Genomic DNA, 23,416 nt, shown 5'->3' on the forward strand with positions numbered 1-23,416 from the left:
GATCGCTTTTTGATGTCCAAGCCGAATGCGTTTCCGACACCTAAAGGGGCCCGCTCATTTCCACCTGAGAAATTGCCCAGGACAACTGTTTCACGCGATCTTTGCCATGAGCCGCCCCGCTGCACCCTGCTCAGCGGCTAGGTTTCGATTGTAGGCAAGCGGCATGCGCGGAGACTTCCACCGCAGCGCATCCATAATCCCAGCCAGATCTTCGCCGCTCGCGAACAGATCCTGATTGAGCCCGATCCGCGTCGAATGGGCACTGATCCCCTTGAGCAACCGTGTCAGATCCTCAGGGGTTAGATCGGGGAGCGCGCCGACATCGAACGCCCGCTGGATGATCGACCGGAAGATTGGTCCAATCGAGCCCGGGTGCAGCGCCACGGTACCGATGTCGTACTCGACGCGCGCCTTCACCGCAGGCTTAGAAAGCGTCTTGCGCAAATCCCACGCTTCGCGGCCCGAAATGCTGTCGATTGGCCGACCGCGCACGGCTGCCCGGGCCTTGTAGCGCCGGACCTGTACTCGCCGGAACAGCGGCCCCGCCGTGATCTCGGCCGCGTCGGTCCAGGCGGCGAGCGCCGTGACGGTGCGCGGGCTCAGATAGGCAGTTGCCCCCTCCCCGTCCTGATCGCCCTTGTGGCGCAGGATTTGCAGCAGTCGCGCCTCAGGATCGATCGCTTCCTCGATATGCTCGACGGATACCGCCACCAGCTCGGAGGCGCGCAGGCCGGTGTCATAGGCGGCCGACAGCAGCGCCCGATCGCGCAGCCCCGGCAAATCGCCCCCGCAACTCTCGAGCAGTGCGCGGATGTTGAGGCCCCGCGCCTTGTCGCGCTCGACGTCGCGGACCGGCCCCTTGAACCGCAGCGGCCGCGCCTGCTTCTGCGCCGCCCCCTTCTCGCGCCGCACCGCCTGCAACCGCAGCTTCACGAGGGGGGCCGGCGTCGGATCCTTCAAATCGAGCAGCTGATGGATCTTGGCGATCGACGCCTTGTAGCGGGACAACGACGCCGGACGGCTCCCCTTCCCTGCCCGCGCATCGAGATAATCGGCCACCGTTTCGGCGGTCGCGGGCAGCGCGATCCGGTTAGTGCGCCGGCACCAGGCGTCGAACGCCTCGACGTCGGATTTGAGCGCGCGGATGCTGTGGGGCGAAGAAGCGGCCTCATACGCCGCGATCAGCGCCTCGTTGACGGTGATGCGCTCGCCGGCACGCACCTGCACGATCGTCCACGCAAGGTCGGCGGGCGCTCTACTGGCCGGCAGGATCGCCTCAGACGCCGCTACAGCGGTTTTTGGCCCTTCCAAGGCGGTTTCGGTGCCCATGATGTGCTGTGCTCCTCAGCGGCGCGTGTACCGCGCCTTATAAGGACCGGTCAATTCCGCTTATGTGATAACTGCAATTATCACATGTTTGTACTCAACAGCTATGGGTGAGGGAAACCAACTGCTGACTTTGGTTTCCATACGTGGCATCGTCCCTTACCGTGACCCGCGCTGAAAACCTTCGGATCGACGACAGCCTGCTTCTGCTCGGTCGCCTCGACGGCCGGTTGCAGGGTAGCACATGCGCGGACATCTTCCTCGCACGGTCGCGCCTTGAGGGTGCGGCCGCCCTAGCCGGCCTCGCCGGCGTGCCAATCCGGGTACGGGATCTGCAGGACTGGATCGCGGGCCGCTGTCCGCCGCCCCGTGCCTCCGAGGGCCTCAACGACCCTATCTCGGTCGCCGCCATCTTTCACCTCGCGCTCAGCAGTGACGAGGACCATAAGGACCCTGTCGCCCGGTCGACGCTCAACGCGCTGCGTCAGGTCTTGGATGACCGCACCGAGGCTGAAACCTATGGGAACTCGGACTTGGCTCATTTCGGTCCGCTTTGGCGGCAAGTGCGTGCCCTGGCTGATGCCCCCTTCCCTTCTGGCGACCTTCATGCGGTTGCGTCCCGCGTGCTGGAGCTCGCGGCGCTAACCGAACCGGCGAGCTCAAGCAGTTGGGGCGTAGTGAGCCTCGATGGCCGCGCGCTGGACCTTCCGCCGCGGGGTCGTGATCGCATCTGGCTGGTCGCGGTTGCCATGCCGCGGATGCTCTACCGTGCCGGCTTCACGAAGCAGGTCATCCCCTCGCTCACCCTGCTGCCAAGATACCTACCCCCCTCCCCGGCCGAGCTGGCCCGGACACTGGAGCAGGCAATCGGCAGCACGTCTCAGAGCGGTCTTCGCGAACTGGATTTCATCGAGCGCGAGGCGACCCGGATCCGGCTCGACCTTCGGGTCACGAGGCGGAGCAAGGCGCCCCTTCTCGCGCGCCTTCAGCTGTCTTATCCGGGGCTTCAGCCCAAGGCGGTAGCGCGGTTGCTGAATGTCACGCCGCAGGGTGCGCGAAAGTTGCTGGCGTCAGCGCCGCACGCATCACGCCCAGTGCTGATCTAGCACCGCCCGGATCGCCTCTTCCGCGTCCTGGCGGGACGCGCCGCCCTTGCTCAGAAGGGTCAAGCGAATGCCCTTGCGGTCCGCGCCCTCAATCCGGAGCACCGGCTTACCGCCTACATTGGACACAGTCTCCGGCTTTCCTGACTTCTTGGGGGATCCTGACCTCTTGGGGGGATCTACGGCCACAGTGAGGGCTTTGATCACGTCGAGCACAGGCATGGGATGACCGCTCTCTTCCTGCGCCTTCGCAAGACGCCCTGCTTCTTTGAACGCGCGCTCCCTGCGATCATCCGGCTTTAGCAGCGCCTTGAGCGCGATCGCGTTGCGGACTCCCAGTTCCTGAGGCTCGGTAAAGGCTCTCGTCAGCTCGGTCGGTAGCCGGGCCAGATCAAGGTAACGCGTCAACCAGCTCTCAGAGACTTTGAGGCGTTCCGCCATCGTCTTCTGACGCCCCTCATAATAGGCGTCGAGCGCTCGTAGATAATCTCGAGCGCGCTCCAGATCGGTGAGATCGTCGCGGGCACGGTTCTCGATATCCGCAAGGCGAAACGCTTCCTCGTCGCCAATCTCGCGGACGTCGATCAGGAACTTGAATTCCGGATAGTTGTGCGACCGCAGCCAGCTGATCGTCCAATGCCGGCGTGCGCCACATATCACTTCAAAGTCGTAGTCCGGGTCGCCCGCAACGCGCCGGACGATCGCCGGGATTTCCTGCCGACCCTGCGCCTTGATGCTTTCGATCAGGTCCGCGCAACGCTGCTCGTTGAGCAGGCCGTATTCACGGTTGTGTCCAGCCCACATCCGGCACCGTGCCGGATCGACCAACTCATGGGTTCGCGTCACGACAGACCCCGACGCGAGGTCGGCAAGCCGATTGGCCCTGCCGGTCAGAACGTTCGCTGCAATGCCAGATCGACGCGCCGGCGTCGCCTCGCTTGAGAGATCGATTCCGGCCGCGAGATCAGCGGCAAACCCGCTGTTTTTTCTGCTCATGTGAGCCTCCCTTTGCTCGGAATTGCACGCGTGCAATTCGTGTTTCTACCGAAAATTGCACGCGTGCAATTTCCCTCGCTCACGCCAACGCCGCCTCGCGCAAACGCTTTTGGTGGCTCGGCCACATCGACCGGATATCGACTTCGATTTCGCCGTTTACGCCATCGAGATAAGCAAGGCAGCGGTTGCGAACAGCAGAGCTCGTTGCCGGCCCGTCGAGTTCATAAACCGTCATCAGTCGGGCGGTCGCGTTGTCGATCTCGGCCGAGTCCTTTAGCGGCGTGCGCACCATCGCGTGGCCGAACAGCGTCCGCATAAGGTTTAGCAACTCCTTCTGCATCGACTTGTTCTCATCGACCTTCGAAGCAACGAACCGAAGGAAGCGCAACTCAGGTGCGAGCCCGCGCTCCGCAAGCTGTTCGATCGTCTCATCCAGCATCGAAAGGAAAGCCGCGGTCGACGAAAAGTCCATGACCGTCGGCGGCACTGGAACGACCAATGAATTGGCCGCGCGCAGTACCGACAACGAGATCGCCCCCAGGGCGGGCGGCGGATCCATCACGATCACGTCGAAGCGGTCCGAGATGCTCTCGATGCCCTCTCTCAGACGATCCAGCAATGTGCCGCTGCCGCGGGCCATACGAGCGGCCAGTTCGTATTCGGATTGGAACAACCGCAGGTTTGCCGGGATGAGTTCGAGACCGTCGAAATGCGTCTTGCGCAGCGCATAGTCGAGTGACGACCGCTCCCCCTCGCGGAGGAACGGGTACAACGTGTCGTCTTCGTCAAGATCAAGGTCGGGCACATACCCGAACAACGTCGTCGCCGAGGCCTGACTGTCGCAGTCGATCAGCGCGACCCGGTAGCCCCGGATCGCCAGATATTGCGCCAGATGCACGGCGAGCGTCGACTTGCCCACGCCGCCCTTGAAGTTCTGCACGGCAACGACGCAGCATGGATCTTCGGGGCTGCGATACGGGCGTGTCCCAAACACCCCGCGCATGTCATTGAGCTGCGCGAGCGTATATTTCTCTCGCCGATTATTGTCGGTCCGTGCCGGCTCCGGCAGGCGCCCATCCTTCTCCGCATCACGAATCGCTGCCGCGGTTCGGCCGACGAGCTCAGCCGCTTTGCTGATCGTGAAGGTCGGTTCACGACGATCGTCGCTTCTGGCGCTACGGGCCGAATCCCGCAGTCTTTCTAGGACCGAAGACGTTCGGCTCGCCAAGGTTGCGACCGACACAAGGCGATCGGCCTCCTCTAGTTCGAGACTATTTGACATGCTCCCGCCTTTCGAAATTCAGGGCATGGTATACGCACTTGCGATTTTGGGTCAATAAATTCGCGGATTTCGAAAGTCGGAGTACCGTTCCGGCGGTTTTCGCGATCCTCTGGCGCTTACCTGACTCGGTGGGGGAGGGAAAATTGCACGCGTGCAATTTGGACCTAAACCGCCCTACCCCGCCGTGTGACCCAACTCTCGCAAAACCCTTTCCAGGCGGCCGCGAGTTTCACGCCTCGGAGCTTCTCAAGCCGCTCGCCCATATGCTCGCGAAAGCCGCTAGCGATCATGTCGATGTCCCATCCGCCGCCATGGGCCCGGCCGATTGCCAACAGATCATCATGACCAAAGCGGATTGAACCGCGCGGGAAAGTGGGCTCTTCCGCCTTCAGTTTGGCAATGGCCTTGGGCGCTGCTGCGATCGCCCCCTGCCCCACGGACATCGTCTCGACCGTTCCTTCGCGGCGCTCCCGGCGGCCACCCGAATGCCGATCGAGTTCGTCCACCGTCTCGATGACCTCCGGCGGGGTCTTCGGCTCGAACCGGAACTCGATCTCGGCAACCGTTCGACCCTGCCGGATTTCACGCCACTCAACACGAAAATGGGCGAGTTGATCAATCTCTGCCTTCGCCTTCTCGAGGACCTTGCGGCGCAGCTGTGCGAAGTCGGTGTAAACCTCAGGCGGTATCCCCAGCGCCGCGCGGAGCGCTGCCATGTCGCCGCGCCATGTCGCCTGCCTTCGATGGAGGCGTAGAGCCCCAAGCTCGTACAAGCGCAGAGCATAGTTGGACCTGAAGCCGAGCACCGCCTGCCGGTTCAGCACGGCATAGGTTTCGGATGCCTGGATCATCTTGCGGGCGTCGGGGGTAAACTCCCATTCGATCCAACCGGCCTCACCGCCATCCTCTTCGGTCTCCTCGCGCGAACGCGAAATCAGGGAGAAGCGAAGCGTCGCCTTCTTGCCACGCCAGGATTTGTCATCAATGGCAAACAGAGTCCGATGAAGCTCCTCCAACATGTCGGTGATGCGCTCGTTGCCCTTATGCCCTCGGCGAATGTCGGCCTTTCGCATCCGGTGTGGCTTGTCTTCCCAAGCATCACCCCCAGCGGTCAAAATCATCAGGGCAAGCAAACGAGACGCCGTGAGGCTAAGCGATTCGCCTTTGACGAACTTGACCTCGATGATGTTGCCGGGTTTGGCGAATTCATCGCCGCCTTTTGCCCGCAAAGCAGCGGCCACGCGCATGGCTCGACCAGGTGAGACTTCGTCTACTACCGGTTCGACTTCTTCAGCTAATTGGTCCGCTTCGGATTCCATGCCATAGTACGATCGAAAATTGAGACTTCAGAAGCTGTTTTGCTGCCTGACCTGACCTCTTGCGTCAAGTCAGGTCAGGATAGACCGCTGGTTCGACCCCCCGCGCGGTCAGGATAGATTCGCGTGCCTGAGAGGGAAAAAACGAGGAGATGCGGCGAGTCGCGGATTGCTACCCGCGAACGACACAAAACAGACCTTGGGGTTCGATTGACCGATTTAATCGACCCAGAATTGCCTGAAATGGCAGGCGATACGTCCGTCCCCCAACTGGTCAGGATAGCCCCCAATGGGTCAGGTATCTTCCCCCACTAGGACAGGGTTTGGCCCCCGCGCGGTCAGGGAAACTCCCCCGCCAAGTCAGGCAAACCCGGCTAGTCGCCTGATAACACGCGGCTTTTTCGGCCCGAATCTGAATCTATTTGAATCACGAATCCTTCCGCTGCGAGCAGCGGCGTTTCTAAATATGATTCTTTGGAAGAAGTGAGCCGATTCGCGCCTCGCATCGGTGGCGTCCGAAAGCGTCAGTTATCGGCATAACCACATGAGAGGGGAGGGGGGCTGGGCTGGTAAGCAGGAGGTACAACCATGCCGCTTACAGCCAAACGGCCATCACAAGAACTGGTCAACATCGTCGGAGCGCTCAGGGGCACCTGGAGCGGCTATGTCGCGATGTGCCGTTGCCCTGCCCACGCCGACAGCAATCCAAGCCTCTCGATTCGCCAAGGAGACCGGTCCATCCTGGTCACATGCTTTGCGGGTTGCGCGCGCGAGGACGTGTTGCGGGAGATCAGCCGGATCAAACCAGGGGAACGGTACACCTATCCAGCATTCGTGCGTCCCGGCCTTTCCGCAAATGTCGAACGCATCTGGGAGCAGGCAGTCGAAATCGGCGGCAGCCTCGCCGAGCGCTATCTCGCGCGTCGTAATCTGCTGTCGTCACCGCCAGACGTCCGCTTTCATCCGCGCTGCCCCTATCTTCCGCGTCCGAAGACCGTATTCCTGCCGGCGCTCCTCATCGCTGTCCGGGAAACCAGGAGACTCACGGCGATCCAGCGGATTTTCCTCGAGCCTGACGGCACCGGCTATATCCGCAAAGTCATGCTCGGGTCCCCAGGTGCCGGAGCTTGGCGAGGCAGGGTAGGGGGCCCAATACTCGCGATCAGCGAGGGCTTTGAAACTGCCGAGGCGTTTACTCGACTGAACGACATTCCTTGCTGGGCTTCGCTGGGCGCCCGCCGGCTCGACCAGCTCGTGATCCCCGAGCACGTCACCACCCTGCTGATCGCCGAAGACAATGACGCCGAGGGGCGGCGCGCCGCGGACAAGGCGGTTCGGCATTATGCACGGCCTGACCTCGCAATACGTCGGGCACCGCCGCCGCCGAAATTCAAGGACTGGGCCAAGGTGCTCGACGCCCGAGTGAACTCAGAGCGAACCTAAGGCGCCGCGAGGCGGCCGAGAGGGGAGGGGGATCGAGAGTGTGATGCTGCCGAGGGTGCAGCCACGCAGGAGATCCCAGATGACCGACCTCTTCCAAACGGCTGATCGTGCCGACCGCCAAGCCGCCCGCCAGCTCCTCACACGGCTGTCCTCGGACACGCCGCTCACTCGCCGGCACCTCAATGAAGCCATGGTAGCGGCCTTTGGCGGATCAGATGCCGAGGGACGGTGGACCCAACGCGAGAGTTTCGAAGTCCTAGAACACGCGCTTTCCCTTCACATACGCGCGTCGGGCTCTTCGATTTCGTCGTTTGCCGACGTCTTGCGGATGATCGAACTCACCGCCCGGCTGCCGACGCAAACGGTGCGCAGTGAAGATCAGATCGAATGGCAGCAATTCTCGACGCCTGTCGACATCGCCGCCGTCGCCGTGCTGCTCGCAAACGTTCAGCCCGACGACGTCATTCTCGAGCCCAGCGCCGGCAACGGCCTCCTGGTAGCGCACATTCCCGCGCACAGATCGCTCCATCTCAACGAACTCGACCCCGTGCGCCGCGGCCGGCTCGCCGACGTGTTCCCGGCCGCGATCGTCACCGGTCATGATGGCGCTACGCTGAACTCCTCCCTTGGGAATACCGAGCGCCCGACGCTCATACTGATGAACCCGCCGTTCTCGCGCTCGCTTGGCAGAGGGGCGGATGACTATGCAGCAGTCCGACATCTGCAGGCTGCGCTCCGCCGTCTGCTGCCAGGGGGCCGCATCGTCGCGATCATGCCGGACTGGTTCGGACCAAACGCAAGAATGCGCGACCAGTACGAGACTGTGCTGCGGGATGTCACGGTGAGAACCGCGATCCGGCTCGAGAAATGCTATGTGAAACACGGCACCTCGATCGCCATCAGACTATTCGTGATCGACAAGCTGCCCGGCAAGGCGCCCCCAGCGATTATCCAGCGTTCATCCGTGGCCGAATTGCTCGATGCGCTCACGATTTCCGAGCGGGCGCCGTCGCGCGCCGACACCCCCGCCGCTCCCCCGAAGCGTGCGACCGGCGTCTCGATGTTCCGAGCGATCAAGAGCAGCCGCCCTGCGCCAAGGGCTTCTCATGCGCCGGTGCGCAACGACGTGTTGCCCGTCGACTATGCCAAGCTCGACACGCCTGCGCCTCTGCTTGACCAGACCGGCGTCTACCTGCCGTACCGGCCGAGCCGGATCGTCTTCGACAAAGCGGGCGAGCACCCGACTGCGCTGGTCGAATCCGTTGCGATGGGATCGATCCCGGCACCGATTCCCAACTATGTGCCGCGGCTGCCTGAACGGACGGTCGCTGAGCGATTGCTGTCCGCATCGCAGCTCGAGACCGTCGTTTACGCAGGTCACGCCTGGTCGCAGAGCATCCCCGGCCGCTTCAAGCCCAATAAGGAGGGCGTTGGCCTCACGCTGGCCGAACATGGCGATATGTATCGCAAGGGTTTCTTCCTCGGCGACGGGACCGGTGCCGGCAAAGGCCGCCAGATTGCGGCCTGCATACTCGACAACTGGTTGCAGGGCCGTCGCCGCAACATCTGGGTGACCAAAAATGCACCGCTGCTCGAAGACGCCCGTCGCGACTGGACCGCGCTCGGTGGCCTTAACGGCGACATCCAGCCTATCTCGAATTGGAAGATCGACGAGCCCATAAAGCTCGATCAGGGCGTCCTGCTCGTCACCTATCCAACCCTGCGCTCTCTGCGCGGCGACCATAGCAGGCTCAAGCAGGTCACCGACTGGGCGGGAGCCGATTTCGACGGCGTCATCGCCTTTGACGAAGCCCATGAGATGGGCGGAGTGGCGGGCGGGGAGGGGGCTCTCGGTGCGAAAGAGGGCTCGCAGCAGGGCATCTGCGGCGTTCTGCTTCAGAACTATCTGCCGGGCGCGCGCGTGCTCTACGCATCCGCCACCGGCGCTTCGGACATCAACAATCTTGCTTACGCGGTGCGACTTGGCCTCTGGGGTCCGGAAACAGCCTTTGCCGATCGCGAGCAGTTCATCAGCAGCATCCGCAAGGGCGGGATCGCGGCCATGGAACTGGTCGCGCGTGATCTGAAGGCAACCGGTCTGTACGTGGCGCGCGCGCTCAGCTTCGCCGGCGTCGAGTACGACATTCTCCAGCACGAGCTGACGCCCGCCCAGATCGAAATCTACGACACCTATGCCGAGGCCTGGTCGATCATCCATCAGAACATGGAGAAGGCGCTCGAGCTGACCGCGGTGATCGACGGCTTGGAGAATGCGACTCTCAACAGCGGCGCCAAAGCCGCGGCACGATCGCGGTTCGAGTCGACCAAGCAGCGCTTCTTCGGCCAGGTTCTCCTGTCGATGAAGCTACCGACGGTGATCGCGGCCGCGCAGCGTCATCTCGAGAGTGGGCAATCCGTGGTGATGCAACTCGTCACGACGGCCGAGTCGATCCTCGACCGCCGGCTCGGGGCGCTCAGCCCAGACGAACGGGCGGAGCTCGAAATCGACCTCTCGCCCCGCGAATACGTCATTGATTACCTCGAACGCGCCTTCCCGACCCGGCAGATGCGCGTGTTCACCGACGACACGGGCACGCCACGGTCCGTTCCCATGGAGGACGAAGCCGGAAACCCGGTCTACAATCCCGAGGCCGAAGCGGCGCGCGACCTGATGATCGAGCAACTGTGTGCCTTGCCCCCCATCATGTCGGCGCTCGACGGCCTGCTCGAGCATTTTGGACACGACCGCGTTGCCGAAGTGACGGGCCGCACGAAGCGGCTGATCTCGGGCGGCGATGGCCGGCAAAAGCTCGAGACGCGCTCGACAAGGACAAGCCAGGCCGAGGCCGCTGCCTTCATGGAAGGACGCAAGCGCATGCTCGTCTTTTCGGATGCCGGTGGCACCGGCCGATCCTACCATGCATCGCGGGATGTCGCGAACCAGGAGCAGCGCGTTCACTTGCTGCTCGAACCGGGCTGGCGCGCCGATCGCGCGATACAGGGGCTCGGCCGAACGCATCGCACGCATCAGGCCAGCACGCCGTTGTTCCGGCCGGTGACCACGAACTGCAAAGGTGAGCTCCGCTTCACCAGCACCATTGCTCGCCGGCTCGACAGTCTTGGCGCTCTTACGCGCGGGCAGCGCCAGACCGGCGGCCAGAACCTGTTCGATCCCGCCGATAATCTCGAAAGCGAATATGCCTGCGCCGCGCTCGTGAGCTGGTTCCACCTGCTCGTCGGCGGAAAGCTGACCAGCGTCAGCCACGCGAACTTTGAACAGCGTACCGGCCTTGAGCTTTGTGACAAGGATGGCGTCATGAAGGACGAGCTTCCGCCCATCCAGCGGTGGCTGAACCGCATTCTCGCGCTGCCGATCGGACTTCAGAACAAGATCTTCGACGAATTTCTCTCGCTCGTCGAAACGCGCGTCTCTGCAGCGCGCGAAGCCGGGCGGCTCGATGTCGGCGTCGAGACCATCCTGGTCGACAAGGCGACCCTCATCGAAGACACGCTCCTGCGCACCGATCCCAACAGCGGCGCCACCTCGCACCTGCTGACGATCGAGATCGAGCATCGGCGCGTGCCGGTCTCGCTGGAGCGGATCCTCCATATCGCCGACGCCGACGCCACCACGGAATTCCTGACCAACACCAAGTCCGGCAAAGTGGCGCTCCAGACCCGGGCACGGGCGCTCATGGAAGAGAAGGAGGGGACACCGATCCCGCGGGTCGAACTGATGCGGCCGACCAGGCGCGAATATATGCGGGAGCACGAATTGTTCGAAAGCGCGTGGACCCCGATCGACCGGCAGGCCTTTTCCGCCAAATGGCGCGAAGAAGCCGACTACGCGGCGAACAAGGTCGATACCGAGACCATCCGTCTCGCCTCCGGCCTTCTGCTCCCAATCTGGTCCGCACTGCCAAGCGACCATCTGGTCGTGAACCGCATCGCCGACAAAGCGGGCAACAGCTGGCTCGGGCGCCTCGTCTTTGACGACCATGTCGTCCAGCTCTTCACCAATCTCGGCATCGACCGCGCCGAGAACTTGCCGCCGCAGGACATCGTCAAGTCGGCCTTCTCGGGTCGGGCCGTCGATCTGTCGCGGCCGTTCCCGATGACGATCAGGCGCGCGCTGGTGAATGGCACACCCCGCATAGAGCTGGTCGGTGCACCCTCGCAGCAGCTCGCCTGGCTCAAATCGATCGGCTGCTTCACCGAGGTGATTCAGTACCGGACGCGCGTGTTCCTGCCGGTCCCCACAGCGAGCGAAACGCTTGATCGTCTCCTCAAGGAATCCGCCTAGTGCAATCTGGCCCTTGATCCGCTCAGCCGGGCGGGCGCTGTCTTCTCAGCATGTCGAGCACATCGCTCATCGTCAGCTCCCCGCTCTTGAGCCCAGTCATGAAATAGTCGGCCCAGGCGCGGTGCGCCGCACATTCCGCCGGCGACATGGCCGCGATATCTCGGGGCAGCCGCTCGCCCTCTCTGGCGGACTCGGCCGCAGCGCGCGCCTCTTCCTTCGCCATTAGCTTCTCGAAAAGAGCGTCGTCTGCGGCCCGCTCAGTGCGCCATTGCACGTCCTCGCGCCGCAGCTGCGCGTCGAGGTCGGCTCTGAATTGCTTCATCGCCAGGAGCTTGCGGGGCCAGGGGACTCGCCCTTGGGTCGGTCGCAGGCGCGTCACCTCAACGAGCACCTCCGCTTCGACGCGCATGAGCCTCGCCTCGAGCTCCGCAAGCTCTACGATACGTTCGTCCCGTCGCCGCTCGTGACGGGCATTCCGTTCCCGGTTGGTGGAAATGTTGGTCACGACCGGATAGCTGTCACGGTCATGGCGGCCGTAGTAGCGGGCCGAGAAGGCGTCAGGATCGGCCTCGAAGTCCGCGACCCGCGCGCTGCTCTGCTCATAATTTTTCTCGCTGTAGACGATCGAAATCCGCTTCTGGCGAACATTTTCCTGCGCGGCCCGGATACGGGCAGCGAGACGTTTCGGAATGTCGGGCCTGCTCGTCTTGGTCATGTCATCTCGCTTCGGTCCGACCTTGCACGGGTTATCACTCGGGACGGAAGATAACGGATGTCTCTTTGCGCGAGCAGGGGCGTGCGAGCCGCGTCAGACCGACCTCGTCCCGCAAGGCCCGACCGAGGGCCGCCCATAGGAGAGAGATGAGGGGGAGCGGGGATGGTGTCCGGAATGTGCCGGACGCCAGAAGGAGTTACCCCAGTGATCCAGACCATCAAGCTAAGCAAGCTCCGGCTCTCTCCCATCAACGTTCGTCGGCTCCCCGAAGAGAAACTGCAGATTCCGCAGATGGCAGCCGATATAGAGGCGCGCGGCGTTCTCCAGAACCTGCTCGTCACACCGGCCAAGAAGCCGCGTGGTACCTTCGAGGTATTCGACGGCGGTCGACGTCTGCGCGCGCTGCAGCGTCTCGCGGATGCCGGCACGATCAAGGCCGACGATTATGATGTGCCCGTGATGGTGCTGCAGGCCGACGAGGCGACGCTCTCGGAAACCTCCACCGCGACCAACTTCCAGCAACTCAAGATGACGCCGGCCGAGGAATGTCGCGCGTTCCAGCATTTCATCGGCACGAGCGGCGACAAGGATGCCGTGGCGAAACGCTTCGGCGTCACGCGGCGATTCGTTGAGGGGCGCCTCCGCCTCGCTTCGCTCGCCGAGCCAATCTTCGAGGCGCTGAGCGCCGGCGAGATCACCCTCGATGTCGCCAAAGCATACGCGTCGACGGAGAGCCAGGAGAAGCAGCTCTTGGTCTGGAACAACTACCAGAATAGCTACGTCAACGCCGACACGATCCGCCGTGTCATAGCTAATGAGACCCTGAAGGCGAATGACCCGATCGCCATCCTCGTTGGAGAGACCCGCTATGTGGCGGCCGGCGGGAAGATCGATGGCGACCTGTTCACCGACGGCAACGACCGCTGGGTCAATCCTGAGATCGCGCATCGGCTGGCCGGTGAGGTCATGGAAGCCGAGGCCAAGCGCGTCGGTGAGGAGACCGGCCTCGCGTGGATCCGGCCCATCGCCAGTAACTATGCGCACAACGCTGCGCACGGTCTCTACCGTGCCATCCTGCGTCAGCCGGACCTGACCGAAGAGCAGATCCAGCGCCTGGCCGAGATCGAAGAACGGCGTTCCGAACTCGAAACCGAGATGCAGGACGAGTCCGTATCCGACGACGACTTCAAGCTGCTCGACCAGGAAGACGATCGCCTCATCCACGAGGCCGAGGCGATCGAGAACCGCGCGCCCGTGCTGCCCGACGAGCTCAAGGCGCACGTGGGTGCGTTCCTGCTCCTGACGCCGCAGGGCGAGATGGTGCTCGACACGCAATATTACAGCGAGCAGCAGATCATCATCGAGCAGCCCGGCGACGGGGACGATGAAGATGGCGACGACGCCGAGCGTTCATCCGGTGGGTTCCGGGTCGGCGGTCCCAAGACGCCCGAGCCGACCTATCGGCCTGAGGCTGTTGCTCCTGGGGGCAAGCCGCTTAGTTCCCGTCTCTACGATGAACTCGCGATGCAGCGCCGTGACATTCTCGCGGCCTGCATCCTCGCCCATCCCGCGCTTGCGCTCGACTATGCGTTGTTCGTGATGGTGGATGCGCGCACGAAGACGGCGAGCCGCTATAGCTACAATTCGACCAAGTATGGCTCGACGATCCGCGCAAGTGGCCCGCAGGATCCAAACGTCGGCGACATCCCGACCTCACGTGCGCGCGACTATCTGGCAGAAGCCTATGAGGGCCTCGATGCCGGCTGGACCGAGCATGAGGACGAAGTCGATCGCTTCGAGGGGTTCCGGGCTCTCGACGATGACAGCAAGGCGAATTGGCTCGCCTACATCGTCGCGATTTCGCTCGAGGCGAAGCCGGGCATCAGCAACGAGCAGATCCCTCTCCACAATCGACTGGCCTCGATCCTCGAGGTCGACGTCGCCAGCTGGTGGCGCCCGACGTCGGAGAATTTCTTCGACCGGGTGAACAAGGGCAGCATTCTCAGCCTGCTCGACGAGGTCGGCGGTCCCGCGCTCAGCGGCCGGCACGCTTCGCTCAAGAAGACCGAGATTTCGGCGAGCTGCCAGAAGCTCTTCGCAGGCGACACGATCGTCGAACCCGAGGTCAAGGAAGCTGCGCTCGCCTGGGTCCCGAACGCGATGCGGTTCCTCGACGGCCAGCCTGTCGGTGACATCACCGAAGCGGTCGAGGGCGATACCGGTGAGGAGGATGGACAGGCGATCACCGCGAACGACGACTCCGCTGAACTGGACCCGCCGCTGTCGGAGGACGGTGTCGACACCCCCGAGGCCGAAGACGTGGCGCTCGCGCGGGCTGCTGCCTGACAGACACTTTCGGGGATCGGTACTGCCGGTCCCCGTCGCTGGCTCACTTCTCTCCTGGCAACTGCCCGCCGCCGGCTCGCCATCGGCGGGCTTTTTGCTCTTAGCTCTGGAGCTGATCGCAATGTCCCCGAAATCGAGGCCGAGCCGCGACGTCGCGGCCGAGATCACCAATCTCATCATCAAGAAGCTCGAAGACGGCGTTCCGCCATGGAGCCGTCCTTGGCGCGTCCAGGGGAGCGGTGGACGTCCGCTGCGCCACTGCGGCACCCCGTACACCGGCATTAATACCTTCTACCTGTGGGCCATCGGCGACGCGCAGGGTTACCGCTCGCGATACTGGATGACCTTTCGCCAGGCCGAGGCACTTGGAGGGCATGTCCGCCGCGGCGAATCGGGTTCGCTCTCCGTCTATTATTCGAGCTTCAGGAAGACCGAGGCTAACCCCGTCACCGGCGCCGAAAAGGAGCGGAGCATCCGTTTCCTGCGCCATTACATCGTGTTCAACGCCGACCAGGTGGATGGCCTGCCCGCGCATTACTATCCGCCCTTCGAGGAGCCCGCGCCGATCGACCCGTCGGCGCATCAGGCAGAGATCGATCGATTCTTCGACGCCATCCCCGCCGAAGTCCGCCATGGTGGCGATCAGGCGTTCTTCGCGCCCACGCTCGATTACATCCAGATGCCGCACCAGCGGACGTTCCGGACTATGGATCATTACGCCTCGGTCCGCGCGCACGAGACCACCCACTGGACCGGCGGGACCAAGCGGCTTGCGCGCACCTTCGGCAAGCGCTTCGGCGACAAAGCCTATAGCTTTGAGGAACTGGTGGCTGAGATCGGCAGCGGCCTCGTCTGCGCGCATCTCGGTCTCCCCAACGAGCTCCACGACAGCCACGCCAGCTATGTCGGCCATTGGCTCGGCATCCTGCGGGGCGACAAGACGGCGATCATCCATGCCGCCTCCAAGGCCGAGCAGGCTTTCAACTACCTGCTGTCGTTCGAGGCCGAACCAATCGCGTCCCAGGCGGCCGCAATCCCCGAGGCCGAAGAGCCGCTCGCCGAAGCCGCCTAACCCGCGCCAATTCCCAATTTCAGGAGACCTGCCATGGGCTGGCTCACAATGTCGCGTTATCACATGGGCGGCCACGCGACCGCCAAGGCTTATCTCGATGCGCAGTTCACCTACACCCGCGACGTCGATGGGGCCGTTCGCGGCCTGAGGCTGCTCGCCTCGTCATGTCCGCAGAACCGAACCTATTATGCCGCTGCCCAGGTCATGGAGGACGGGGTCGGCAAGGAGGTGTTTGCCATCGTCTGCAAGGTGCTGTGGAACCCGAAGAGCAAGACCGGCGAACATTTCGGCTACAAGGATATGGACGAGTCCATGGGCCCCTGTGAGGACAGCTGCCCCGCCCATATCCTCGACCTCCTGACGCCCACCGACAAGGAGCACGCGCTGGACTGGCGCCGTAGATGTCGGGCCAATCTGGCAAGACGCAGCCGCAAGATCGACGATGGCGATCGCGTCAAGCTTGCTACTGCCCTCACCTTCTCCGATGGCCATGTCGGCGACGAGTTCATCGTCATGAAACGTGGCCGACGGCTCAGCTTTCGCGATCCCGAGACCCGGCTTGGCTATGCGATCAGCCGGTTCATGGATCGCGACTGGGCAATCGTGCCGGTCACGAAGGTCCACAAGACAATATTTGCCTGAGCCGGTTCGACCCGCTCATGATTGCGACGAAGAGGAACTGTCATGCCTGCACCAGCAGCCAATCTGTCGCCCAAACGCCACCTGCTCTGCAGCCGTGAGAACGCCCACCGTGTCGCGTCCAGATTATTCGACGCGCGGCCGGGGCGGGTCAGCATCGTGCGGACGGACAATCCCCTGCAGCCCTTCTATGTCTCACGGTCGCCTGCGCGGGACGCGCATGTCGAGGTGGAGATCGTCTCCTGATGCGCCTCATGCTCCTGGCGGCTCTCGCAGCCATGTCCTGCAGCGCGTCTTCTCAGGTCGCGAACGATGGTACCTTCGACGCACGGGCGAGGGCGCTTGACGGCGATACCGTCGCGGTCGACTTCCGCCTTCTGGGCGTCGACGCCTTTGAGCGCCGACAGATGTGCGAACGTCGCGACGGCTGCTGGTCTTGCGGCAAGGCTGCGCAGGATCTTCCGGCCAAACTGCTGCGCTCCAAGACGGCGAAGATCAAACTTACAAGCTCCAGCACCTACGGGCGCCCCGTTGCGACTGTCACGATCGACGGTCATGATCTTGGCGAGCGCCTGATCAGCGCCGGTCTCGCTGTTCCGGAAGCCCAATATCTCCGCGGCGATCCTGGTCGGGCTGCTCGCTATGAGGCGGCGTTCGCCCAGGCAAAGGCCAGAAAGACAGGCGCGCTTGCGGGTCGCTGGATCGAGCCATCGAAATGGCGCCGTGGCGAACGCCTTCAGTGCGAACGCCCGCCGGCCAACTAACTTTACGCGCTGAGCGAGGGATCCGCCCACCAGGACGGGCCCTGCTCGAAGTTGCCATCGAGCCTGACCAGTGGCCCGTCGGGGGCGTCTGCCACATAGGGGTTCGTCAGCGGCATAGGCCGCGCCTTCATCCGTCGCACTTCGCCGGCGACGCGCCCACGCCGCTCGAGCAAATCCTCCAGCCATTCAAGATCATCGAGCATGTCGACGACGCCGCGACCTGCGAGGCAGAAATAGATGCATCGCTGGAAGTCATCCGCACCATCATTGGCGAGGATCTCGGCGAGCTTCCGCTTGGCGGCCACGTCGCCTTCATGCGTCCATGCGATCGCTTCGCGCAGTTCGCGCACCGAGTAATAGGCGTCTTCGACATCCATGCCGATCGCCGCATTCGCGATCATGCGTCGGGTGGGCCGATTGTCGGCATCCAAGGCCGCGTCGCGCAGCGTGACGTCGAGATCAAATCTATCGTGGAACACAGTCTTCTTCATCGCACATCTCCAGCGCGCGGAACGTAACGTGAACGCGTGCGACCGTCAACCGCAGTGCGCTGGAGTGCTGACTCGGCACGCACGTCCGTCTCGCCGCCCCAGCTGGCGGGGCATCGCGCCCCACTCTCAAGGGCGGAACGGCAGAGTTCTGCCTTTGCTGCTCAGGAAGCCCTGCGGAACGTCAGGTTATACCGCAGCGCGCCGGTGAGCGGATGCTCGCTGCGCGCAAGCGCATCGACGCCATGGAAGGTGAGACGGGCAGGGCCGCCCCATACGACCACATCGCCGTGTCGAAGCCGGATCCTGCGCGCCCGATCCGCGCGCGTGGCCCCGCCCCACAGGAAGGTCGCCTCGACCCCGAGCGACACCGAGACGATCGGCTGATCGAGGTTCCGCTCGTCGCGGTCCTGGTGGAGCGACAGCTTCGCGCCGGGCTCGTATCTGTTCACCAGACACGCCTCGGGCGCGAACCCCTCAAAACCCGCTGCGGCCGCCGCACTTCGTGCAAGGGCGGCAAAGGCCGAAGGCATTGCCGGCCAGGGACGGTCGCTGAGCGGATCGATTTCGTCGTATCGATAGCCGCGCCTGTCCGAGACCCAACCCAGCCGCCCCGTGTTTGTCATCGCTACGGACATGCGGCGGCCGCCGGGCGTCTCCAGATGACGGAACGGCGCGGTCTCCGCGATCGTCGCCACCGCACCGAGCAAATCCTCGGCCATCGAAAGCGCATATCCCTCGAGCAGCACGGCGCCGGAATCGAGATCCAACGCGCGGCGATCAAAGGCGAACAGTTGGTCCATTAGCGCGACGTCTATTCCAACACGAAGCGATCGTCTCCCCGACTGCGTCGGAAAGAGGCGAGGGGGAGGGGGGCCGGACGAGCGGATTTGCGCTCGAGACCGGAGGCCCACACCATGCACTTTGACGTCGCCATGCGCCACCAGCAGGCGCTCGATCCTAGCGCCCTCACGACGATCGCCGCCACGCTTCACGCAATCCGTGCCGCGATCACCGACTGCCGGAATGCAGGCAAGGATAGCGAAACGGACCCCGCGGTGATCCTTCTGGCCCGCCACCTCGGCTCCGTCTGCGACGGCGCGGCCGACGGCATGGCGCTCCGCCGGGCCTGTATGGACCAGATTGCAGAGATCCGCCGCCACCCGATGTTGCGGAATCTCGCCTATCGCGGCGTCAGCTATGACGAGGCAGCGAAGCGTGTGTTCCACACCGAGGCGCGCACCGCGATGCGCCAGCTCGCCGAGGCCCTGGAGCTGGACGAAGGCAGTTACGATATCCGCTCCAATAGGGGCGGCCCGGCCGTTTCTGGCGAGATCACGCTGCACGGCGAGGAGGTCTGGGTTCGGCTTTCCCTCGACGTCTTCGGCCCGGGCCGTGAGGTGGCCTTCCGTCAGGTCCGAGGCCGAGATGATCATGTGGGTGACCGCAATCGCTGGGCGTCGGTCAACGAGCTGCTCGCGCCCGACCGGTTCGCTGCGCGCCTGCGCGGCGAACTGCGCCTGACCGAGCCCGCCGGCCAATCGCGCCGCCTCTTCGCCTGATCGATCGAAGGGATGCTCGATGACTTCTCGACGCCGGCCTGATGGAGGCAGCATGACCGACGACATCTCTCGCATCGCACGGCTCAATGACCGGGTCCGGCTTGGTCTCGATCGAAACGCCCGCATCGTCATGACGGCCACCTGCCTTGCCACGCTAGCAGGTGACGACCGGCGGGCGAGCGAGGCGCTGGCCCAGGCCAAGGTGCTCGCTGCCATCCGGGGCTACGTCTTCAATCCCGAGGACGGGGGCGAACGGGCCCGCGGCGAGCTCGTCATTGCCGGCCACACCGTCCGCTTCACGATCGACTATTACGATCGCTCGCTCGAATGGGGTTCCGAGGACCCCGCCGACCCGCTCGTCACGACGCGCGTCATGACGATCATGCTCCCGAGCGATGACTGAATCCCACTCACCATCCGGAGAAAAGCCATGCGGCGGATCACCCCGGCCGGACCCGAGCACGGTCAGGCCATTGCAATTGCGGTTGAGCGCTTGCGCGAAGCCCGTACCCTCCTTCGGCAGGCGGGTGCGCGGCAGGCGGCCTCGGCTGCCGGGAAGGCCATCAGCAGTGCCGAGGGCGCTGCACGTCATGTTCAACACAGGATCCGGAGGACGACCCAATGAGCCGGCATGACCTTCAGCCCAAGGCCGACAAGCCCGAGGTCGTTCGAGCGACTGTCGGCTGGGATCGCCCGCTCCAAACCTTCTTCGCGCAGGTCTTCATCCGGACCGAGGATGAACCCGACGAGGGGGAAGCTCTCATCTGGATCGGTACGGAACCCGGAGAGCTGCCGACCGGCGACGCCGCGCTGGCCGTCGTTGCCCCCTTTGTCGATGTTCCCGCCAATCTTGCCGAGGAGCTGACCGCCGACATGCGCGAGACGGTCGGTATCAAGGACGGTCTTCAGCAGGTCGCGGCCAAGCGCTCGCTCTTCGGCTCGATCCACTAGCCGCCTCCGTCAGCCGATCGCGCCCCGAGCGCGGTCCAGGTCGCTCAATCTTTTGACCACCCGCGTCGCCGTCCCCCGCGGCGCCCAACGGCGCGCGCCATCGGCGCCATCCAGCAAGGAGCCAACCATGGCAGACCGTGTGTCAGCTTCCATCATCCTCGGCGGCACGCTCAGCGCGTCGGATTTCGAAGCTTTGTGCGAAGTGATTTCCGCCGAGGGGCTTTCGGTCGAATGGGATGGCGAACCCTTTGCGCCTGATCATCTCGTACCGGGCGAAGCGCTCAATCTCTTCGCCCATGAGGTCGCCGGCGGCCAGTTCGACGAGCTTGAGGCCTGGTGCGTGGCGCATGATCTCCCGTTCGTACGCTGGTGCGGCAGCTATTCGGGACAATGGGGACCCGAGCGCGTCGTTTTCACAGGCGCAGGTGCACCCAAGTCCTATGCCGTCTCCGAGGACGACGTTGCGATGATTGACCTTGAGACGATCGAACGCCTCGGGCCCATCGAGGCTGTGCTGGCGCACTTTGCCGCTGCAAACTTCACAGTGCCGCCCCTCGTCGTTGACGTCTCGCATCCGGAAGGTGTGGAACATGTGGGATAGCCATGCCGGCGCCCCTGCCGGCCCTGATCCGCACTTCGCCGTTGCACCTGTCCGGCAGACCTATAGTTTTGCCGCTCGGAGACCGACGATGCCCTTGATTCCTACCGACTATGACGCGGCACGCGCGGCGCTGACTCGCTTGATCCCGATCGCAATGAGCGACACGGGTCAGGCGCGCCGCGTCGCAAACTTCCTCATGGCCTGGTGGAACGGCCCGGACCTCGGCCACTTCGAGATCGCCGACCTCTTCGGCCTCGACGTCGCGATCGCCAACGACATCACCACCGTCATCGGCTTTCTCGGACAGAACGACCGGGGCGCGGTCTATATCGACAGCCTCGGTTTCGCCGAGGAGATGCAGGACATCATCGCGCTTTGGCGCAAGCCGGCCACGCCGCCGGCGAACTGACCGCCCCCGACGTCTCCGGGCGTCCCTGGACATCCCGACGCCGCCGAAGAGGCGGACGTCGGAGCGGCGCTGGCGCGCCTTACTCGGCCGAACGGCCGAGGAGCTGAGGAGGATGAGAGAGTGTGTTCGGACAAGGGGTTCGAGCAGACAATCTCAGGAGACTTCCCATGAACATCGGCACCATCCAGCAGAACGCCAGCGGCACCTACACCGGCAAGATCTCGACGCTGACGGTCGCGATCGTCATTGCGCTGCGCACCGTGCAGTCCGTCAACCCGCGCGCACCCAAGTTCGAGATCCTCGCGCTTTCCGCTGCCCGTCAGTGGGTGCAGGTCGGCGCGCTGTTCGAACTGTCGTCGAACTCGAGCGGCGAGACGTTCCTGAACGGCAAAATCGAGGATCCGAGCCTCGACAAGCCGCTCTACATCTCGGCGTTCCGCCAGGAGGACGGCTCCTACAACATCGTCTGGTCGCGCCCGAACCGCCGTCGCGATGCGCCGACTGATACCGTGAGCGCCGACGACGGTCTGCCGCCCCTGCCTGGAGCGGACGAAGCCGCTCCGCCTGTCGGCACCGATGGCCTGGGTGAATCCTCGGCCGAGGGCGGGTTCGGTGGCGCACCCGCGGGCGGCCGCCGCCGCCGCACGCCGGAAATGGCCGACTGATCTGCACGTACCATCGTCGTTCAGGGCCTGCTTCGCTTGCGCGAAGCGGGCCCTTTTTTCGTTCCGTTGCCCGGTGACCTTGAAAAGCATCCGGAAACTCCGTACTTTCCGGATAGGAGAATCGCTATGCCGCAAACTGCCAGTTCCGTCGAGGTGTCGAAGTCGTTCGGCCGTTTCGGCCGTCAGGCTCTCGAGAGCCCGCTCACGATCACGCATCATGGCCATGAGAGTCTCGTGCTCTTGTCGCACGCAGAATATCTGCGCCTCAAGAGCCGGGACCGTCAGGTTTACGCGCTCGATGAGGTTCCGGACGATATCGCAGAGGGCGTGCGCGCCGCGCGCGCGCCCTCTGCCGCGGCGGCGTTCGACAATGAGGTCGGGTCTGACGCGTGAGAGTTCCTGATCCGGTTCCAGGCCTCCTCATCCGCTACGCATACCTCTGGACACACGAAGCAAAGGCCGGCCAGGAAGAGGGCGGCAAAGACCGCCCGTGCGCCGTCCTGCTAACCGCGACGACCAAGGCCGGCGCCAAGGTCGTCACCGTGTTGCCGGTTACGCACACCCCCCCGGCTGACGCAGCACTCGCTGTCGAGATACCAGCCGCGACCAAGGCGCGTCTCGGCCTTGATGACGAACGATCCTGGGTGATCCTCACCGAGCTCAATCACTTCCAATGGCCCGGACCCGACCTCCGTCCGGCGCCTGGCGACCCGGCAGGCGACGTTGCCTATGGGTTGCTGCCGGCGAGCCTCTACGAGACCATTCGCACCCGCTGGCTTGCCGCATACGACGCCGGCAAGGTCGCGCAGGTGAAGCGCACGTCCTGATCCACGCCCACAATGCCGGTGATGATGCCGGTCGCGCGTGCTGGCGTCATTGGCCACGACGCCCTTCCTTCGCCTGTTCCTGACACCTGCGGCGAGACAGGCTCGCATCACAACCCCTTCCGGTCGCCCGTGTTGCCGCTGCGCGGCTGCCCGCGCCAGCTCCCCTCCAGGGGTTCCCCTGCGCTGGCGCTCCGGTGCGATGCGACCCTGCACGCCGCTCTTTCGGTGTCACCGGCGGGAAGGCCGTCGGACCCAACAAGGAGCAGCGCCATGAACAACGTCAACATCGCCGGCCGCGTCGTCAAGGATCCCGAGACCCGCGGCAGCGTCACCACCCTCATCGTCGCCACCGACCGCGTGAAACTCAAGGACGGAAAGACCTATATCGACGAAGCCACCGGCTACACCGCCAAGGAGACCGAGTTCCACAAGGTCACCTGCTTCAACGGGCTCAGCCGGTCCGGCGCCTCGCGCAAGAAGGGGGATGTCGTCGCGATCAGTGGCAGCCTCCACTATTCGACCTGGGAGGACCGCGATGGGATCACCCGCTACGGCTGCGAGATCTGGGCCGACAAGATCGACTTCTTCTGAACGTGCCAGGGCGGCGC

At 64.0% G+C, this 23,416-nt stretch carries 24 protein-coding genes; 17 read left to right on the forward strand and 7 right to left on the reverse strand.

What is annotated here, in order from left to right; all coding sequences use genetic code 11:
• Nucleotides 1-90 precede the first annotated feature (90 nt).
• Nucleotides 91-1,329: an integrase gene (locus CVN68_RS22670; protein ID WP_100284700.1), complete on the reverse strand. Its 1,239-nt coding sequence runs from the start codon at nt 1,327-1,329 to the stop codon at nt 91-93.
• 161 nt (nt 1,330-1,490) lie between these two features.
• Between CVN68_RS22670 and CVN68_RS22675 the strand changes: the two genes are divergently transcribed.
• The gene (locus CVN68_RS22675) at nt 1,491-2,432 is read left to right on the forward strand and encodes a hypothetical protein (RefSeq protein WP_100284701.1); all 942 of its coding nucleotides are present in this window, start codon (nt 1,491-1,493) and stop codon (nt 2,430-2,432) included.
• On the opposite strand, the gene CVN68_RS22680 is transcribed toward CVN68_RS22675, so the two are convergent.
• From CVN68_RS22680 to CVN68_RS22690, 3 genes are all read right to left on the reverse strand, one after another.
• The gene (locus CVN68_RS22680; protein WP_100284702.1) at nt 2,412-3,425 is read right to left on the reverse strand and encodes a ParB/RepB/Spo0J family partition protein; all 1,014 of its coding nucleotides are present in this window, start codon (nt 3,423-3,425) and stop codon (nt 2,412-2,414) included. The two genes, CVN68_RS22675 and CVN68_RS22680, sit on opposite strands and share 21 nt — an antisense overlap.
• Before the next feature lie 79 nt (nt 3,426-3,504).
• Nucleotides 3,505-4,707 carry an AAA family ATPase gene (locus CVN68_RS22685; RefSeq protein ID WP_100284703.1) on the reverse strand — a complete coding sequence of 401 codons (1,203 nt, stop codon included), beginning with the start codon at nt 4,705-4,707 and terminating at the stop codon, nt 3,505-3,507.
• A gap of 164 nt (nt 4,708-4,871) precedes the next feature.
• Complete coding sequence (locus CVN68_RS22690; protein ID WP_199560340.1) at nt 4,872-6,026, reverse strand: replication initiation protein; 1,155 nt, start codon at nt 6,024-6,026, stop codon at nt 4,872-4,874.
• Between the two features lie 585 nt (nt 6,027-6,611).
• On the opposite strand from CVN68_RS22690, the gene CVN68_RS22695 reads away from it, so the two are divergent.
• Together CVN68_RS22695 and CVN68_RS22700 are read left to right on the forward strand one after the other, a co-directional pair.
• Nucleotides 6,612-7,466 (forward strand): DUF7146 domain-containing protein, encoded by an 855-nt coding sequence (locus CVN68_RS22695; RefSeq protein ID WP_100284705.1) that lies wholly within the window; start codon nt 6,612-6,614, stop codon nt 7,464-7,466.
• A gap of 79 nt (nt 7,467-7,545) precedes the next feature.
• The gene (locus tag CVN68_RS22700) at nt 7,546-11,769 is read left to right on the forward strand and encodes a strawberry notch-like NTP hydrolase domain-containing protein (protein ID WP_100284706.1); all 4,224 of its coding nucleotides are present in this window, start codon (nt 7,546-7,548) and stop codon (nt 11,767-11,769) included.
• A gap of 22 nt (nt 11,770-11,791) precedes the next feature.
• On the opposite strand, the gene CVN68_RS22705 is transcribed toward CVN68_RS22700, so the two are convergent.
• Nucleotides 11,792-12,484, reverse strand: coding sequence for a hypothetical protein (locus CVN68_RS22705; RefSeq protein WP_100284707.1), 693 nt, complete (start codon nt 12,482-12,484; stop codon nt 11,792-11,794).
• A gap of 204 nt (nt 12,485-12,688) precedes the next feature.
• Between CVN68_RS22705 and CVN68_RS22710 the strand changes: the two genes are divergently transcribed.
• The 5 genes from CVN68_RS22710 (at nt 12,689) to CVN68_RS22730 (ending at nt 17,305) form a co-directional block, all read left to right on the forward strand.
• A complete protein-coding gene (locus CVN68_RS22710; RefSeq protein WP_233503749.1) occupies nt 12,689-14,830 on the forward strand; it encodes a ParB/RepB/Spo0J family partition protein in 2,142 nt (713 codons plus the stop codon).
• Nucleotides 14,831-14,951: 121 nt separating this feature from the next.
• The gene (locus CVN68_RS22715; RefSeq protein ID WP_100284708.1) at nt 14,952-15,902 is read left to right on the forward strand and encodes an ArdC family protein; all 951 of its coding nucleotides are present in this window, start codon (nt 14,952-14,954) and stop codon (nt 15,900-15,902) included.
• Between the two features lie 33 nt (nt 15,903-15,935).
• Nucleotides 15,936-16,544, forward strand: a complete 609-nt coding sequence (locus tag CVN68_RS22720; protein ID WP_100284709.1) for a DUF6927 domain-containing protein — start codon at nt 15,936-15,938, stop codon at nt 16,542-16,544.
• 42 nt (nt 16,545-16,586) lie between these two features.
• The gene (locus CVN68_RS22725; protein WP_100284710.1) at nt 16,587-16,787 is read left to right on the forward strand and encodes a hypothetical protein; all 201 of its coding nucleotides are present in this window, start codon (nt 16,587-16,589) and stop codon (nt 16,785-16,787) included.
• The gene (locus CVN68_RS22730; protein WP_100284711.1) at nt 16,784-17,305 is read left to right on the forward strand and encodes a thermonuclease family protein; all 522 of its coding nucleotides are present in this window, start codon (nt 16,784-16,786) and stop codon (nt 17,303-17,305) included. The genes CVN68_RS22725 and CVN68_RS22730 overlap by 4 nt, the downstream gene beginning before the upstream one ends.
• A 2-nt stretch (nt 17,306-17,307) precedes the next feature.
• Here CVN68_RS22730 and CVN68_RS22735 read toward each other — a convergent pair whose 3' ends face one another.
• Both CVN68_RS22735 and alkB read right to left on the reverse strand, forming a co-directional pair.
• Nucleotides 17,308-17,796, reverse strand: a complete 489-nt coding sequence (locus CVN68_RS22735; RefSeq protein WP_100284712.1) for a hypothetical protein — start codon at nt 17,794-17,796, stop codon at nt 17,308-17,310.
• Nucleotides 17,797-17,957: 161 nt separating this feature from the next.
• Nucleotides 17,958-18,596: a DNA oxidative demethylase AlkB gene (gene alkB / locus CVN68_RS22740; protein ID WP_100284713.1), complete on the reverse strand. Its 639-nt coding sequence runs from the start codon at nt 18,594-18,596 to the stop codon at nt 17,958-17,960.
• Nucleotides 18,597-18,710: 114 nt separating this feature from the next.
• On the opposite strand from alkB, the gene CVN68_RS22745 reads away from it, so the two are divergent.
• The 9 genes from CVN68_RS22745 to CVN68_RS22790 all read left to right on the forward strand — a co-directional run bounded on the left by CVN68_RS22745 (nt 18,711) and on the right by CVN68_RS22790 (nt 23,399).
• Entirely contained in the window at nt 18,711-19,355 is a 645-nt protein-coding gene (locus CVN68_RS22745; RefSeq protein ID WP_100284714.1) for a hypothetical protein, read from the forward strand.
• A gap of 52 nt (nt 19,356-19,407) precedes the next feature.
• On the forward strand, nt 19,408-19,758 hold the full coding sequence (locus tag CVN68_RS22750; protein ID WP_100284715.1) for a DUF3768 domain-containing protein: 351 nt from the start codon (nt 19,408-19,410) through the stop codon (nt 19,756-19,758).
• Nucleotides 19,759-19,976: 218 nt separating this feature from the next.
• Nucleotides 19,977-20,306, forward strand: coding sequence for a hypothetical protein (locus CVN68_RS22760; protein WP_100284716.1), 330 nt, complete (start codon nt 19,977-19,979; stop codon nt 20,304-20,306).
• Nucleotides 20,307-20,433: 127 nt separating this feature from the next.
• A complete protein-coding gene (locus CVN68_RS22765; RefSeq protein ID WP_100284717.1) occupies nt 20,434-20,907 on the forward strand; it encodes a hypothetical protein in 474 nt (157 codons plus the stop codon).
• A gap of 88 nt (nt 20,908-20,995) precedes the next feature.
• Nucleotides 20,996-21,316: a DUF7673 family protein gene (locus CVN68_RS22770; RefSeq protein WP_100284718.1), complete on the forward strand. Its 321-nt coding sequence runs from the start codon at nt 20,996-20,998 to the stop codon at nt 21,314-21,316.
• Between the two features lie 167 nt (nt 21,317-21,483).
• Nucleotides 21,484-21,981, forward strand: a complete 498-nt coding sequence (locus CVN68_RS22775) for a DUF736 domain-containing protein (protein ID WP_100284719.1) — start codon at nt 21,484-21,486, stop codon at nt 21,979-21,981.
• A gap of 36 nt (nt 21,982-22,017) precedes the next feature.
• Nucleotides 22,018-22,374, forward strand: a complete 357-nt coding sequence (locus CVN68_RS22780) for a hypothetical protein (RefSeq protein ID WP_233503750.1) — start codon at nt 22,018-22,020, stop codon at nt 22,372-22,374.
• The gene (locus CVN68_RS22785) at nt 22,371-22,808 is read left to right on the forward strand and encodes a hypothetical protein (protein ID WP_100284721.1); all 438 of its coding nucleotides are present in this window, start codon (nt 22,371-22,373) and stop codon (nt 22,806-22,808) included. The genes CVN68_RS22780 and CVN68_RS22785 overlap by 4 nt, the downstream gene beginning before the upstream one ends.
• Before the next feature lie 270 nt (nt 22,809-23,078).
• Nucleotides 23,079-23,399: a single-stranded DNA-binding protein gene (locus CVN68_RS22790; RefSeq protein ID WP_100284722.1), complete on the forward strand. Its 321-nt coding sequence runs from the start codon at nt 23,079-23,081 to the stop codon at nt 23,397-23,399.
• Nucleotides 23,400-23,416 lie beyond the last annotated feature (17 nt).

Source organism: Sphingomonas psychrotolerans, assembly GCF_002796605.1.
GTDB lineage: Bacteria > Pseudomonadota > Alphaproteobacteria > Sphingomonadales > Sphingomonadaceae > Sphingomonas > Sphingomonas psychrotolerans.

What these genes read in the sequence shown, in the direction of transcription:
- CVN68_RS22715 (WP_100284708.1), top strand. Translation starts at nt 14,952, where the DNA reads ATGTCCCCGAAATCGAGGCCGAGCCGCGACGTCGCGGCCGAGATCACC.
- CVN68_RS22705 (WP_100284707.1), bottom strand. Translation starts at nt 12,484, where the DNA reads ATGACCAAGACGAGCAGGCCCGACATTCCGAAACGTCTCGCTGCCCGT.
- CVN68_RS22760 (WP_100284716.1), top strand. Translation starts at nt 19,977, where the DNA reads ATGAGCCGGCATGACCTTCAGCCCAAGGCCGACAAGCCCGAGGTCGTT.
- CVN68_RS22770 (WP_100284718.1), top strand. Translation starts at nt 20,996, where the DNA reads ATGCCCTTGATTCCTACCGACTATGACGCGGCACGCGCGGCGCTGACT.
- CVN68_RS22765 (WP_100284717.1), top strand. Translation starts at nt 20,434, where the DNA reads ATGGCAGACCGTGTGTCAGCTTCCATCATCCTCGGCGGCACGCTCAGC.
- CVN68_RS22790 (WP_100284722.1), top strand. Translation starts at nt 23,079, where the DNA reads ATGAACAACGTCAACATCGCCGGCCGCGTCGTCAAGGATCCCGAGACC.
- CVN68_RS22700 (WP_100284706.1), top strand. Translation starts at nt 7,546, where the DNA reads ATGACCGACCTCTTCCAAACGGCTGATCGTGCCGACCGCCAAGCCGCC.
- CVN68_RS22725 (WP_100284710.1), top strand. Translation starts at nt 16,587, where the DNA reads ATGCCTGCACCAGCAGCCAATCTGTCGCCCAAACGCCACCTGCTCTGC.
- CVN68_RS22690 (WP_199560340.1), bottom strand. Translation starts at nt 6,026, where the DNA reads ATGGAATCCGAAGCGGACCAATTAGCTGAAGAAGTCGAACCGGTAGTA.
- CVN68_RS22735 (WP_100284712.1), bottom strand. Translation starts at nt 17,796, where the DNA reads ATGAAGAAGACTGTGTTCCACGATAGATTTGATCTCGACGTCACGCTG.
- CVN68_RS22720 (WP_100284709.1), top strand. Translation starts at nt 15,936, where the DNA reads ATGGGCTGGCTCACAATGTCGCGTTATCACATGGGCGGCCACGCGACC.
- CVN68_RS22695 (WP_100284705.1), top strand. Translation starts at nt 6,612, where the DNA reads ATGCCGCTTACAGCCAAACGGCCATCACAAGAACTGGTCAACATCGTC.
- CVN68_RS22775 (WP_100284719.1), top strand. Translation starts at nt 21,484, where the DNA reads ATGAACATCGGCACCATCCAGCAGAACGCCAGCGGCACCTACACCGGC.
- CVN68_RS22750 (WP_100284715.1), top strand. Translation starts at nt 19,408, where the DNA reads ATGACCGACGACATCTCTCGCATCGCACGGCTCAATGACCGGGTCCGG.
- alkB (WP_100284713.1), bottom strand. Translation starts at nt 18,596, where the DNA reads ATGGACCAACTGTTCGCCTTTGATCGCCGCGCGTTGGATCTCGATTCC.
- CVN68_RS22745 (WP_100284714.1), top strand. Translation starts at nt 18,711, where the DNA reads ATGCACTTTGACGTCGCCATGCGCCACCAGCAGGCGCTCGATCCTAGC.
- CVN68_RS22685 (WP_100284703.1), bottom strand. Translation starts at nt 4,707, where the DNA reads ATGTCAAATAGTCTCGAACTAGAGGAGGCCGATCGCCTTGTGTCGGTC.
- CVN68_RS22680 (WP_100284702.1), bottom strand. Translation starts at nt 3,425, where the DNA reads ATGAGCAGAAAAAACAGCGGGTTTGCCGCTGATCTCGCGGCCGGAATC.
- CVN68_RS22670 (WP_100284700.1), bottom strand. Translation starts at nt 1,329, where the DNA reads ATGGGCACCGAAACCGCCTTGGAAGGGCCAAAAACCGCTGTAGCGGCG.